The 13175-nt window shown below is 48.1% G+C and carries 18 protein-coding genes; 1 reads left to right on the forward strand and 17 read right to left on the reverse strand.

Annotated features, from left to right (window positions below; genetic code table 11):
* Window positions 1–10 precede the first annotated feature (10 nt).
* The 8 genes from ACOTXL_RS14410 to ACOTXL_RS14445 all read right to left on the reverse strand — a co-directional run bounded on the left by ACOTXL_RS14410 (window position 11) and on the right by ACOTXL_RS14445 (window position 5441).
* On the reverse strand, window positions 11–601 hold the full coding sequence (locus ACOTXL_RS14410) for a hypothetical protein (protein WP_045350897.1): 591 nt from the start codon (window positions 599–601) through the stop codon (window positions 11–13).
* The gene (locus ACOTXL_RS14415) at window positions 598–819 is read right to left on the reverse strand and encodes a hypothetical protein (protein WP_023063310.1); all 222 of its coding nucleotides are present in this window, start codon (window positions 817–819) and stop codon (window positions 598–600) included. Before ACOTXL_RS14415 ends, ACOTXL_RS14410 begins: the two co-directional genes overlap by 4 nt.
* Window positions 816–1649 (reverse strand): host cell division inhibitor Icd-like protein, encoded by an 834-nt coding sequence (locus ACOTXL_RS14420; RefSeq protein ID WP_096904999.1) that lies wholly within the window; start codon window positions 1647–1649, stop codon window positions 816–818. The genes ACOTXL_RS14415 and ACOTXL_RS14420 overlap by 4 nt, the downstream gene beginning before the upstream one ends.
* Window positions 1642–2484 carry an antA/AntB antirepressor family protein gene (locus ACOTXL_RS14425; protein ID WP_045350898.1) on the reverse strand — a complete coding sequence of 281 codons (843 nt, stop codon included), beginning with the start codon at window positions 2482–2484 and terminating at the stop codon, window positions 1642–1644. The genes ACOTXL_RS14420 and ACOTXL_RS14425 overlap by 8 nt, the downstream gene beginning before the upstream one ends.
* A 13-nt stretch (window positions 2485–2497) precedes the next feature.
* A complete protein-coding gene (locus tag ACOTXL_RS14430) occupies window positions 2498–2932 on the reverse strand; it encodes a hypothetical protein (RefSeq protein WP_033144712.1) in 435 nt (144 codons plus the stop codon).
* Window positions 2932–3132 (reverse strand): helix-turn-helix transcriptional regulator, encoded by a 201-nt coding sequence (locus ACOTXL_RS14435; protein ID WP_033144711.1) that lies wholly within the window; start codon window positions 3130–3132, stop codon window positions 2932–2934. The genes ACOTXL_RS14430 and ACOTXL_RS14435 overlap by 1 nt, the downstream gene beginning before the upstream one ends.
* 119 nt (window positions 3133–3251) lie before the next feature.
* A complete protein-coding gene (locus ACOTXL_RS14440) occupies window positions 3252–4163 on the reverse strand; it encodes a hypothetical protein (RefSeq protein ID WP_072050223.1) in 912 nt (303 codons plus the stop codon).
* Window positions 4164–4226: 63 nt separating this feature from the next.
* A complete protein-coding gene (locus ACOTXL_RS14445) occupies window positions 4227–5441 on the reverse strand; it encodes a tyrosine-type recombinase/integrase (RefSeq protein ID WP_045350900.1) in 1215 nt (404 codons plus the stop codon).
* Between the two features lie 281 nt (window positions 5442–5722).
* Between ACOTXL_RS14445 and ACOTXL_RS14450 the strand changes: the two genes are divergently transcribed.
* Window positions 5723–6958 (forward strand): tyrosine-type recombinase/integrase, encoded by a 1236-nt coding sequence (locus ACOTXL_RS14450; protein ID WP_045350901.1) that lies wholly within the window; start codon window positions 5723–5725, stop codon window positions 6956–6958.
* A gap of 5 nt (window positions 6959–6963) precedes the next feature.
* Here the strand turns inward: ACOTXL_RS14450 and ACOTXL_RS14455 are convergent, their stop codons facing one another.
* The 9 genes from ACOTXL_RS14455 to ACOTXL_RS14495 form a co-directional block, all read right to left on the reverse strand.
* On the reverse strand, window positions 6964–7641 hold the full coding sequence (locus ACOTXL_RS14455) for a phage baseplate protein (protein ID WP_045350902.1): 678 nt from the start codon (window positions 7639–7641) through the stop codon (window positions 6964–6966).
* Entirely contained in the window at window positions 7642–9492 is a 1851-nt protein-coding gene (locus ACOTXL_RS14460) for a hypothetical protein (protein WP_045350903.1), read from the reverse strand. It abuts the gene before it with no gap.
* On the reverse strand, window positions 9485–9682 hold the full coding sequence (locus tag ACOTXL_RS14465) for a hypothetical protein (RefSeq protein ID WP_045350905.1): 198 nt from the start codon (window positions 9680–9682) through the stop codon (window positions 9485–9487). The genes ACOTXL_RS14460 and ACOTXL_RS14465 overlap by 8 nt, the downstream gene beginning before the upstream one ends.
* Window positions 9683–9819: 137 nt before the next feature.
* Window positions 9820–10854: a major capsid protein gene (locus ACOTXL_RS14470; protein WP_039271866.1), complete on the reverse strand. Its 1035-nt coding sequence runs from the start codon at window positions 10852–10854 to the stop codon at window positions 9820–9822.
* A gap of 21 nt (window positions 10855–10875) precedes the next feature.
* Window positions 10876–11244: a hypothetical protein gene (locus ACOTXL_RS14475; protein ID WP_032658661.1), complete on the reverse strand. Its 369-nt coding sequence runs from the start codon at window positions 11242–11244 to the stop codon at window positions 10876–10878.
* On the reverse strand, window positions 11241–11459 hold the full coding sequence (locus ACOTXL_RS14480; protein WP_045350906.1) for a hypothetical protein: 219 nt from the start codon (window positions 11457–11459) through the stop codon (window positions 11241–11243). Before ACOTXL_RS14480 ends, ACOTXL_RS14475 begins: the two co-directional genes overlap by 4 nt.
* 585 nt (window positions 11460–12044) lie before the next feature.
* On the reverse strand, window positions 12045–12362 hold the full coding sequence (locus ACOTXL_RS14485) for a hypothetical protein (protein ID WP_023304374.1): 318 nt from the start codon (window positions 12360–12362) through the stop codon (window positions 12045–12047).
* The gene (locus tag ACOTXL_RS14490; RefSeq protein ID WP_023304375.1) at window positions 12355–12579 is read right to left on the reverse strand and encodes a hypothetical protein; all 225 of its coding nucleotides are present in this window, start codon (window positions 12577–12579) and stop codon (window positions 12355–12357) included. The genes ACOTXL_RS14485 and ACOTXL_RS14490 overlap by 8 nt, the downstream gene beginning before the upstream one ends.
* Window positions 12579–12965 (reverse strand): hypothetical protein, encoded by a 387-nt coding sequence (locus tag ACOTXL_RS14495; protein WP_045350907.1) that lies wholly within the window; start codon window positions 12963–12965, stop codon window positions 12579–12581. The genes ACOTXL_RS14490 and ACOTXL_RS14495 overlap by 1 nt, the downstream gene beginning before the upstream one ends.
* Window positions 12966–13175: the final 210 nt, after the last annotated feature.

Below are 13175 nucleotides of genomic sequence, written 5' to 3' on the forward strand. Positions count from 1 at the left end.
TGTCGCTCCCTCAGTGCGCCGCTGGCATTTCAGGCCAGCCGTTTTCATCCAGATCAGCAATGAAGTGATCGTGTAGCTCTGCCAGCGTTTCACGTCCGAACGGGGTCAGCTCGCCGCGCTCCGTATCCAGCATGGCCTGATAAAACACAATGGCTTTTTCCGTACCCTGTTCGACGCCGTATCGCTCAATCATTGCGCCCTCGATGTTGTTCGCCATCGCAAGACGTTCCGCGAACGGATAAACCGGAAGTGCCGCTTTGCCATTGGAGTAAATCGCTACCTGCGATGATGTGCCGTCAGACTCAGTAACGGAGGTTGTGCCGTTCTCGCGCTTCATCTCAGAAACGAACGTCGCAGCAATCAGCCAGCGCCACATAGTGACGTTATGCTGCGCAGTAAAGTCGAACCAGCCACGCGCCCCGCCATCAGCAACGGCAAAATGAATGGCGTAGCCGATATCTGGCGTATCGTCGTACTCTCCCGCATCCAGACGGCTTACAGCGCTCTCATAGGTGATAATGGCTACATGCTCATATATCCCGGCATCATTGCGGGTCATGATATTGACGCCGTGCGGCGTTGCCTCTGCGTGATAGCTCATGACTTGCCCTCCCGATATTCACGCATCACATAGTCAGCCAGCTTGCTTTCGGCTTCTTCCATTGCCTCCGGGACGCCATGCAGCAAAGTGAGGATTGAACCGATAAGACGCGGAAGGTCGGGGCTAGTGTCTTTGGTGGTGCTCTCCAGCCACATGGATAAAACAGCCTGTGCCTGTTCAATCTGACAGGTGGCATCAATCAGTTGTAACTGGCTCATGCTGCCACCTCCAGACGGATACGGCCTGCAAAGAAACAGACGTGATCCCGCGCCAGAGTGCGGCGGGCTTCGCGTTCGCTTTCGGCAGCAATATGATGGATTTTGGCGGCAATTGTCGGCATATCGCGGCGAACGGCTGCGATTAACCAGATAAATTGCGGATATTGGGTAGGGGTAGTAGCCATGATGGCAGCCTCCATTCGATTTGGGATTAACCCACCACCGAAGAGACCAATCTTGCTGGTGGTGGACTGCGCAGAGTTGGTCTTACCGGCTCGAATGGTCACCGGCGCTTCCGAAGAAGCCCCCACGCAGCCCACCATAATTTTGCGAGCGACACGGATAATACCCGCACCGCTGAAAAAGAGGTGTACTGAGCTAACGACACAAAAAAAGACGCTAGGCGCGTCGTGTGTCGCCATTCGATTTACCGGGAGACCAATCCCGGCACCAGATTTTGCTGGTGCGCTATAACCATAAACCGGGTCGGCGATAGTCAGCAAGCCCTTTTTTATGGACTCCAGAAACTCACCTTCGCGCGTGCGCGTACTGTGGCATAAATTCCCTGCATCTATTGGTGATGTCAGAAAAATCTTCCCGCCTCGTGTAGTGATGATGGAAAAATCTTCCTCGCGTAGTGACCCCCAATAAATCTTCGTGCGCATACTGGTCTCGAAACTCTCCGCGTCACCACGACGAGAAAATGAGGAGCTGGCATTAGCTGGCACTGTTATGCCAGCTTTACCCTCATGCGTGTGCGCGATCCCGCGCAAGGTACACATCAGGCCAGCCAGGGGAAAGGCTTTATTCTGGACGGCGGCATTAAGCATGATTAGCCCCCAGATGTTTAGCTAACCAGCGCTGAGAGAGGCGGATTAGCTCGGCTTTACGCTGGTCATATCCCATACCCATATCAATCAGCGTAATGTTGGTACTCTCCAGGTAGGTGAGGTGTTCCAGTTGCCCGGCGTTCATGCTGTCGCGTGGTTCGCCAGTAATGCTATTCGCCTGCGCCCACTGCTTCGCCGTCATCCCACCCAAAACAATGCGGGCGATCATGTTGCTCTCGTTGCTGTAGTGGCGAGCCTGCGTCTGTTTACCCTGTTCTGCGCGGGCGCTTTCCAGTGCTACGCACATCGGTTTAAACAGGCTGGCGGCACCGATACGAGCTTTGAGCTGACGGCGATACTGAGCGGCAATCTCTGGCACGCTGCGCTGTAGGGCTTCTTCACACTGAATAAAGTAACGGCGAACGGCGCGACCTTGTTCGTTTCGCTCAACCATTGCCAGTTCTTTAGCCATTCCTAGAGAAAGGCCATAATCTTTACTGCGACGGTCGCCGCCACGCTTTGTCACCCATCCGGGGCTACACTGTTCAAAATTTGAACTTTGATTCCTGAAATCTGAGGAATCAAAAACCACGTAATCAGCACTCAGGTTAAAGCCATATTCATCAATGCGTAGTTTGATCCAGGTTGAAAAGTCGTTACCTACTCCGAGCGCTTTATGCAGTGCCTTAGCGCTAACAATACTGGCCTCACGCCCGCCAATTTGACCGGAAATAACGGGAACAATCGCGGCAAAGTCATTATTGCTATGTTCGCCCTGGCAAGTGTTGGATTGTGGGGCGGCCTCCGAATTGAATCGGCTTTTTTCGATAGTCATGTTTTCGGCTCCGTTATGCGGCGTTAAACGCGTTCGGGTAGAGGTTCAGAATGTCAGTAATATCCTGCTGAGATAACCCGTGATGTTCATTAATGGCGGCATTATGGTTCACAAGTTGGATCACCTTGAGAACGTCGCCACGGCAAGAAAAGCGGTAGCGCAGGTGTGCGCCGATACCATCCGGGTTTTTCTCGTCGATACGCTCTAGTTGAATATCAAGCTGGCGCTCCAGTTCAGACGCATAATTACGCCCGGATGAAAGACGGCAATAGCGCAGGATGTCATTCTCTGTCCATCCCTCTACACCAGTGCGCAGCATATAGACGCGGGCGCGGTGCTTCTTTGGGATACGCTTAGGTACTTGTACAGGGCTGGTGGTCGGCGTAATATCAGATGTGCGAATATCTGAGTTAGCCGCCTGCTGTACGGGGCGGTTTTTCTTTTCCATTACGCCACCTCGCCACGTGACTCAGTGATGCGCTGATTAATCCATTCGTCAATTTCACTTTCAATAAAAGCGATAGAGCGGGAACCAATTTTAATTGCTGCGGGGAAACGTTTCTCGCTCATAAGGCGGTATAACCACGCCTTACTATAGCCAGTACGCTTTTGTACTTCATGAAAACGAATTAGAGACGGTTGTGACATGTAACCCCCAGTTTAACTAATGCGCCCTTGTTAGACGCTGATAGACAACGGGTGAAGGTTACCTTTGTAGATATCACGACTTCGGAATATTCCAAAACACTCCTGGAATATTCCACTTTTCATTTCTTATCGAGATCGACGCCTCGTAGCCATTTGTCGATGGTTTTTCCTGATGGAAGTTTAAGCCCGAGCGTATCAAAATCCTTATTGATTTCACTTTGACTGTTATCAAAGTGCTTTCGGGGGTTGTTTATAACATCTTCATCTTTATAACAAAGATAAAGTAATGATTTAATCAGTTTAGCCATCGACGTTAATGTTTTATTTCCAACACTTTCCGTTACGACATTTTTAATCCGGGCAGATTCATCAGCTAGGCCAAAGAGATCAATCTTCATCCCACCATTGATTAGAATATCTAACTCATCCGCCATTATAACAAAATCGTCTGATGAGAATGTCTTCGCCTCATAAAAACAAGGACCACTCACATCAAATCCTTCCGTTGAAAATCCCCACCCCTCGGTATTTTTATTCAAGTTATTTCGCGGATGTATAAGTTGAAAAACATCAGCTTTTTTGGAGTTCTCGAACGCAGGTAATGTTAGTTCGGTATGTGGGATAGCAAACCATCCCTTAACATTATCGGCCCAGCATGGCTGATCATCCTCGGCAGTGAAGAAATAAGCATTAGAGTCCATAGATATAAGATTATATTTAGAGGAATAATGCATAGTAAAACCTTCTGGATTGTCATTTAACTCATCTAATAAATCATCAGATAGAGAGGCATAAAAATAACAAGCGCTATCTGATTTTTTGCTCTCCTCATAATGTACGCAGAGTTGTAATACGCCAATTGCTGCATAGTGCAGAAGGTCTTCAACTTCACAACCTGATTTTTTAGCGGCTTGTTGAAGGGTATAATATTCCCTCTTTGGTAATGCCATATCGCCACCTCGCGCCCCCTGATTTTGGCGGCTATGCCAGCCCGCAGAGGTGTACGGGTTTTCGGGGATCAGCCTAGACATAGCCTATTCTTTGTTCGTCTACAGAAGTCTACCCGCATTAACTATCACTGTCTATTCATCCAGTCATAAGGATTTACCAAAACGCCCGTGAACCACGTTTTCATGGTGTTCCAGCGCATCCATATAGTCGGCATACCATTGAAGCATTTCCCGGCGGCCATCGAGATATTGAGCGTGGTTGTATGTGCCTCGAATAGAGTTTTTATCGACGTGGGCGAGCTGCGTTTCAATCCATGCGGTGTTATAGCCCTGTTCGTGGAGAATGGTACTCATGGTGTGGCGGAAACCGTGGCCTGTTACTCTCCCCGCATACCCGATGCGGCGTATGAGAACATTCATAGCCATTTCGCTCATCGGCTTACTGTGATGAATTCTGCCAGGGAAAATAAACTGATAATGCCCGGTAATTGGCTTTAGCTGTTCCAGAATGGCAATAGCCTGAGCGGATAATGGTACGCAGTGAGGACGGCGCTTTTTCATTCTGGAAGGTGGTACTTCCCATAAGCGCTTTTCAAAATCAATTTCAGCCCACTCCCCTTGCCGTAGTTCACCGGGTCGCAAACCAGTAAGCACCTGCAAGCGCATTGCCAACTTAACCACAATGCTGCCGCTATAGGTATTCAACGTTCTAAAAAATTCTGGCAACTCTTCGTGTTTCAAAAATGCGTAATGCTCTTTCTTATGCGGGACAAAAGCACTAACGAGATCAGGTGCGGGATTATACTCAGCCCTGCCAGTAACGATGGCATAACGCCACACCTCGCCGCAGCGTTGCCGAACTTTACGTAGCTTCTCGGTCGCCCCGCGCTCGTCCAGCCGGGAAAGGACGCCCATAAGTTCCATCGGCTTAATTTCAGCGATAGGGCGCCCGCCAATAAACGGGAATATGTCAGTCTCAAACGTCTTCATCATTTCTTCGGCATAACCAGCAGACCAGCGATCAGTGCGCTTTTCGTACCATTCGCGGGCGATGGCCTCAAAAGTATTACCAATCTCGTTCTGTCGCTCCTGCTTATCCCTCTTGCGCACGTCGCTGGGGTTAATGCCCGAGGCCACCAGCTTTTTTGCTTCATCACGCTTTTGCCTAGCATCAGTAAGGGATACGAGCGGATATGTGCCAAGCGACAGCATTTTGGGCTTTCCGTCGAAACGGTACCGGAAACGCCATCCCTTCGATCCGTTCGGCTCAATGAGTAGAGACAGGCCGCTACCATCATTGAGTGTATAGGGCTTCTCGCGTGGCTTAGAGCGCCTGATTTCAAGGTCTGTAAGTGGCATTGTGTATAGTTCCAGAGTGTAGAGCGCGGGCTATACGCATTACTATACACATAGATGTATAGATTCCGGTAGATGAAAGTAGACGTAGAAATAACGAGAATTAGCGCTAGCTCTTGTGGTTGGTGGGTTTAGTAGACTTGGCTAGACGTTGAGAAATGTTTGTTTGGAGCGGGCGAAGGGAATCGAAACTCTGTTTCATAATTTCCGCAACGCGACGATCATCGAATCAACATAGTAACTATTATTGATACTTGATTGCGAGATTTTAGAGGATCAGTCTCATGACAATCAAGGGCCAGGAGTATCTTTATCTTTCACCGGACGGTGTATGGCAGTTTCAAATCTACATCCCGTCTTACATGCGCCACATGTTCGGCGGGAAACGCCTCTACCGGAAAAGTACAGGGACAAGAGATATCTACAAGGCGCGTCACTTCCGTAACCACATGCTGGTAGAGTGGAACAACCTTAAAGAACAGTTCAAGCCTGATACTGAGGATAAGCGTATTCAGCTTGCGATCACTTCCCTGCACTCTCAAATCAGGAAGAACAAGAATAAACCATTGATTGAAGAGCGAGCCAGTTCGATTCCTCATCTGTGCTTCTTACGAGATGAATACGCTACTGCATACCAGGATAGGAGATCATTCTCCACCCTGAGCAAATCAGCGCGAGCCGTTGAGGTGTTTCTCCAGAGTATTGGGAAAGTTGATATCAGTCTGGATCAGATTGGACGCCGATTAGTTACAGACTTCATAGAAGAACAGCAGAAACGCGATGTAGCGCCCCAGACGGTGCAAAACTGGCTTACATCGTTAGGTAGCCTGTACGAGTTCGCCAAACGTCGCTACGACGCTATAGCGCCGCTCAACCCGTTTCATGGTCACAACCTCGAAGCACGTCGAACCATTGAAAGCTATCAGCCGTTTGAATGGCATCAGCTATCTACACTACTCAACGAAGCAGACGAAGAGCTACGAGCAGTTATTCTGATCGGCTTGTTCTCTGGTGCAAGGCTTGACGAAATCGCCAGCTTGAAGAAAGAAGAGATCGTTATGGTGGAAGGGATACGGACATTCTACATTAGCAAATCCAAGACGAAGGCTGGCATCAGACACATTCCTATCCATGCTTTTCTGATCGGCATGGTGGATTATTATCTGAGTTTGAACACTGGAGATTACCTGTTACCACAGGCTAACAAGATTGAACGCAAAGACGGTAAGAAAGGACCATTCTATTCCCAAGCATTCACCCGCTTACGGCGTCGCGTAGTGCCTATGGCTACAGACCGTCAATGCTTTCACAGTTTGAGGGGGCATTTTATCACGTGTCTCGACCGTGCCGGAGTACCCGAACAACGGATCGGCTACATCACGGGGCACTCTTCACAAGCCGCTTCTACAGAAGCATTCAAAACCTACAGCGCGGGGTGTTCCATGAAAGAGCTATCCGACTATGTGGAAATGGTGGATTATCCAGAAATCATCTTTCCAGAAACGAAAAAAGGGGCGTAAGCCCCTTATTTCTTAAACTCCGTAGTAACCGTATCACCCTCGGTTTTCTTAGGTGCATTGTTCACTACCTTTTGTTTCACCGTACCGCCTACAGATTTATTTCCCTGCGTTTTAGTTGCAATCACATTAACTGTAGCTTTACTGACAAGCCTGATCTGTTCAAATTCAAGATCGAATTGCATCGCGTATTCAGATTTATAATCGTAGGAAATGCCGGAGAGAATAACATTCTCGTACACTTTGTGCTCTGTCACTAATGTGATGGGCTGGCGACTGTCAAACATCTTATCGAGGTATTCGATAGCTTGACTGATACGAGTGCCATTCACACCAGCGCTGTATAACAAATCCTTTTCCAGCCTCACCGGAGTTTCGGAAATAATCCCCGAGAGCTTGAATGTATTATTCTTAATCTGAACGTGATCGCTCACCTCTGCCCCGCTCTCAACGGGATAGCTGGTAATATCAGCCTGTCTACGGACTCCCGTATCCGTCACAGCATCAAACACTATCGCCTGATAGTTCTGAATATAGCTATCTGAGGACGAATTATATACAGATGCAAGGATGGTGAATCCGTTTTCACCTTTGGTGCGGGTAGCACTGCTGTTATTACTGTTCTGAGTTGAATTGATACGGGAGGCATCGCTGCCCCCGATAGTTAAACTTCCAGGTGTTGCCATTTAGCCCCCCGTCCCTTGTCCAGATGAAACAGCCAGCACCATACGCTGATTGTTATCACTGATACGCTGATCAACAGTAGCATTCAGCATGTTTCCGAATGTCGGATCAGGAGAAATAGTTAGATGGATAAGCCCTTCCGGTAGCTGATTCTGCAACACTACAGGCTGCATGATCGGTGCATTGGCTGGCTTAGCTGGCGCTGCTGCACTCTGTTTCAACATTGAAACAGGAGAGTAATCTCCGTTGGTGCTCTGCGCGTAGCTGCTCACATCTTTAGCGTCGCTTGTCCCGTTCCACCATTCGCGCACTGTGTCGAATACATTATGCTCATGACCATCCGCTTTCGGCTGGCTGGCTCCATAGGCGTTAGCCACTGGGTTACTTCCTGGCTGTGCAGGTGCTGACGTAGTGCCGTAGTGCTGGCTAACAGCTTCTTTAGAGGTGTTATCCCCATTGAGGAGGTTGAGCTTTCCAGTGATCCAGTTGGTTAGCTTCATCAGACCATCCACTACATCACCCGCAGCTTTCCCAAGCCCATTGAAGAAGGGTAACGCCTCCTGCATAGCGTCCTTAAACTCTCGCATGGTTTCAGGGTCAATCTCTGACATAAACCCTTCGAAGAATGCCAGTTTCTGGCTATCGTTGAGAATGTCCATTTCCTGATTAAACTTACGGTATGCAACAAGCTGATCTTGCTGTTCCTGGTTCAACCACTGCCCGTTACGCTTGAGTACGTCCACCTGATCAGTGATCGCTTTGCCCTGATTAGAAAATGCCTTGTGATACAAGCCTAAATCGTCTGCAAGGTCTTCCAGGTTATGAAGGATTTGCTCTTGTGAATAGCCTTTCCCCTGCATGGTGTTGGTGTAAGCAGAGACGAAGCCAAACGGATTGGATTGGTAGGATTTCAGATCGTCTTTAGTGAATCCCATGTTCAGGGCTGTATCTACAGCAGCGTTTCCGCCTTTCCACTGTCCAGACTTCTTATCAAAGGTGCTGTTGGTGTAGCTGTCTGCCAGCTTTTCGGAGACGTCTTTTCCCGAGTCCAGTAGCTTACGTTGTCCTTGAATTCCCATACCGGAATCAATACCGTTAGCCGTGGCATACTGCGAAAGTGCCTGCAAAACGTTGTAATCCACCCCGCCCAGCTTCGCACGTTGTACAATTTCACTACGCTCTTCCTGTGCTGTAACAGCCTCTTTCCCCCATGAATAAGCGCCATAAGCCGCCGCACCAATACCAGCGCCAGCAAGCGCACCAGTGCCTAAGCCCATAAGCCCGCCTGTAATCGCTCCAGAACCGCCTACAGGAGCCGTAGCGCCTCGTTTAGCTGCTTCCCTACGCTCTGCGTTAATGCGTCTGTAACTCTGCTGTAAACGCTTAATCTCGCTGTTCTGGCGTTGTAGAGAGATAGTTCCTGCTGCATAGGCTTTGGTGATCCGTGACGCTGCAAGCGCGGCCTGTGTAAGCTCAACATTGGTAAGGTGGTGCATACTTCTAAAGCTGCTCGCGGTGTCGAGGAGTTTTAGCTCCGCACGTTCACGGCGCTGTGCGTTTCTCGCGGCCTCTTTCGCTGCTTGAGCCTCTACACGGGCTTGCGCCTTAGCTGCCCTTGCCTTTTCTCGTTCATCGCTATTACGTGGCTTAGAGGCTTTCTTATTCAGCTTATCGAGTTCCCTTTCAGCAGATTTAAGCCCCTGGCTGAATTTTTTCATATTCAACGTAGGGTCTTTAATGCCTTTAGCTTTCTTCTGAATTTGATCGAAAGCGTCCATAGCTTCCTTCATTGAATTACGATCAACGCTGAATGTCACGGTGTTCTTGATAGAACTTGTGTGGATTTCAAGCATTACCACCACCTTTCTTACTCACCAGGTAGTTGAGTGCCTCAGATACACTACGCCCACGGTGTAATAACTGACGCAGATGACCGTGATCTATTTCAAGCACACGACACACTCCCGCCAGATTTAATAACTCTTCTGCTGTTTCAGCATTTACGGCGAGGTGAAGCCCCGCGCTTTTTAGTACTACCTGCATCTATCTTTCCTCTTATTCTGGAAATAAAAAAGGGGCAAGGGCTGGCGCATTTGCTTTGCGTGTTCCAGTTCCCTACGCCCCTGATTAAAAGCTCTTCTGTTATTTTCCAAGACGGGAAGAACTACCGTCTATCGCTCTTATTCTGAGGCTTTGATGTGAACAGAGAAGCCCAACCCGTGGTTAACACTTAGCGCTGAGTTTTCCGAGATCACGTTCACCACGTCACCACGTTCGCTTTCATAACTCCAGCTATAGGTTTCTGCTGGGGTAGAATCAAGTAGCTGGAAGGAACTCGAAGGGGCACCAAAAATATTTTGGTAAACGCCGGAGCCAGCCGCAAATTGCGGAATAGCGATAGCGTCGGCATCACCCATTTGCGCTAAGAGCAGCGGATCTGTCACCTTCACCACGTCGCAGTTTGTCCCTGGAATGCTGAAAGTGCTTACACCTGGCAGTAGTTCACGGCGCTGATAAACAACGTTCCCTTCATCAAGTGGTGACACGTATCGGAAAGCCGCTTCCATCGCAGGGCTGAAACGCAGATCGCTATAGAATCCACCCTTGGCGAAAACGATAATCCTCTCTACCTGTGACGCCATACCTTGAGCCGCTTCGGTGATCTGGCTCACCATATCGTCAATCGCACGTAGAGTGCTGCTATCAGTAGCTGACAGATCAAGAGTTGCATTCATCGGCGCTACGCCGAACAGGTCGCCAAAGTCGATTAACAGATCGTCTGTCTTAGGCGTATACACCTGACCAGAGAACAGGCTACGAGCAAGATAGCTTTCACGAGTACGCATAAACGCCACGCTGTGCTTGTGAGTGTAATCAGTGAATAAATCGGTGAGGGTTTCTTGAGTGTCCGTGCCAGGTTTGCGCTTGCCCTGGATATCTGCTGGAGTGATCTGATCCTCACGCATATAGAAGGGAAGCTCCACAAGATATTCTTTCCCGTTCTGCCGTGCTGTCACGTTATGCTCACTTGAGAAACGCGCTGTAGGCTCATTGAACAGAGAACGGTTATCTTCAACAAGACGGCTCACCGCCACTTTATGAGAAGAAACGCCCACACCATCGAACAGCCCCAGTGAGGCCAGCAGATAATTGCGTGTTGGGTTAAGATTGAAGAGTGGAGAAAGATCCACGTAGTTTTGACCTAAAATAGCCATGTTAGTATTTTCCTTCCTTGATTAACTGGTGAAGAATTCGCGCATCTGGAAGCCTTGAGCAGCCAGAGCAGCTACAGCGGCATCATGTGCGCCATCAGCAGCGGTGAGGTTGTCCGATTTGATGCAGACAAGAGAGCCACGCGCCGGAGAGCGTAGGACGTTGACGGCTTTATTAGAGCCAGCAGTGACAAATTCACTCACCACCACAAAGGCATCAGCGCCGGAGGCGTAGAGAGCACCCGTGCTATCAAGCACATCGCCGCATTCAACATCAGCAGGAAGAGATGCAAAAATTTTGCTTTCCACAGAGGCGAATGTGTCTGTGGCATAACTGACAATATCAGTTGGTGATAGGCGCTGCGGGAACAGCGTATCAAGATCAATAATCATTGTTTGGTTGATTCCTTTACTTTACGTGCAATCAAATCCTGAATAGTTGTTTCTTGTTTTGGTGATTCGTCAGGAAAATACGTATCCATCGCTTTGATCACTTCATCAACCGAACAACCAGCATACTGAGCCACCATCTCAATCATCTGAGGATTGACGGTGAGAACATCATTTTTATATTTGAGTACACGCGATTTGTTATTAAGTAGAAACATCTTTTTTGTTTCCTTCGCGTTGCATTAACTTTTTTGTTACTGTGGGATAAAAAGAAAGCGGCAATAAAGCCGCTTCTTTGGGATAGCTGGAAATCTTATAAACCAGCCTGGGGATCATTCCGTGTCGTTGCAAAACACGCTAAGGATGAATGATCGCCCTATTGGAATTTCTTATCACTACCAAGCCTTTCGACTTAATAATTAATAAGGGTGCATACTTCCGTATGCGGCTCAATCCTAACGGGATATGAGAAGTAAAGAGCAGGATTGCTCTTCTATAAAATCACTCGTTGTGAATTATTGCTTTCAAAGGGAAGGTGTTCTCCACCGGATATCCCCTATTCATTGAGAAGAGGCAATAAATAGGGCAGTGGAGATCCCTTGTTAGAAACAAACGAACGTAGCAATAAAGGACCAAACAAAAATCACAGAAGGAATGATTTTAGAGAAGAGGGCTACCCTACAAGGGAGGAGTAGCCATCTATGGGAGAAGTGATTCGAATACTCAACCCTTATCTTATAGTAACATTTCCGTTACGAATTGTCAATACCCAAACCAACATTTTATTCACTTTTCTTGCATTTTTATTCAAATTCGAGTGCTGCGTATTCTTCGGCTATGTCCTGCGCAAGCCCGTCTAAATCCTGCATACAGGACACGAGGGACTGAGCCACCTGAGACACTTCGCGTAGTACGTCTTGATCCTCGTTCAGACTCTCTGACTGCTCCACTACGCTTATAATCCCTTGCATAACAACTGAGGCCAGATGAAGCTGTTTAACGGCCTCAGAAACGCTCTCAGGGGTTCCCTGTCGGTAGGCTTCCGTAGTCGCATCAAGAAGCGGAATGTGTAGTTGCTCGTGAAATTCCTGTAGCATTAGGTCAATATCGGTTTTAGTCATTTTTTATTTGTTCCATTGTCATTTTGATTTTATTTGCAGCAGCCAGGAAAGGCGCTGCGAGAGTAAGGACTCTGTTTTCCAGGTCATCAAGCGCAGTTATTTTCTCGTCATCCGTCAGATAAGCGTCATTGTTGATTGCTTCGATCTCAGTGAAATACCATTCACAGCATTTAACGTGCTGGGCGAATCGCTTTGTTTGAGTTGTTTCCAGGTGCATTAATCGTGTGTTTCCTTTTCATCGTGAAAAATAAAATCGAGGTCTTGCGTGTGATGGGATAATCCCCACGTTTGGCAATACCCGACAAAATCGGCGTAGTTTTCCCACCCCTTCACCTGCCAGGATCTAAGATCACTGCTATCAATTTGGTATTCACGGCGGCGGCGTGGTTTATAGAAGACGTTATCCGAAGATGCTAAAACATCCTGCAATAGTTCAAACTCAGCCCCTACGGGCACCGTTGCAGGGTATTCTATTATTTCGGTGATCCATTCTCCTGGAATAGACTCTCGTGCGAGGTCTTGTAGAGAAGAGGTGTATTTACGTTTGCTGGCGCGTGTTGCTTGTTCTATCCGTTTAATTGGATTTCGTTCTTTTCGTCCCATTCATTCCTCGTAGAGGGGAAACTCCGTGTTTTCTCGTTAATGTCCATACTGCGTAAAATGCAAATAACCAATACATAGCGATGATCATAAAAGTTTCCCATTGATTGTTATTTAGTTTTCGCGTTGTTCATCAGTTGGTTGTAGTGATGAAAGAAACATTGTGGTTAACGTCAAAATCGTAGTGATTGCTGCGCCTGGTGATAGCGATCA

The sequence above is a fragment of the Enterobacter cloacae complex sp. IR5402 genome (assembly GCF_049238125.1).
Taxonomy (GTDB): domain Bacteria; phylum Pseudomonadota; class Gammaproteobacteria; order Enterobacterales; family Enterobacteriaceae; genus Enterobacter; species Enterobacter hormaechei_C.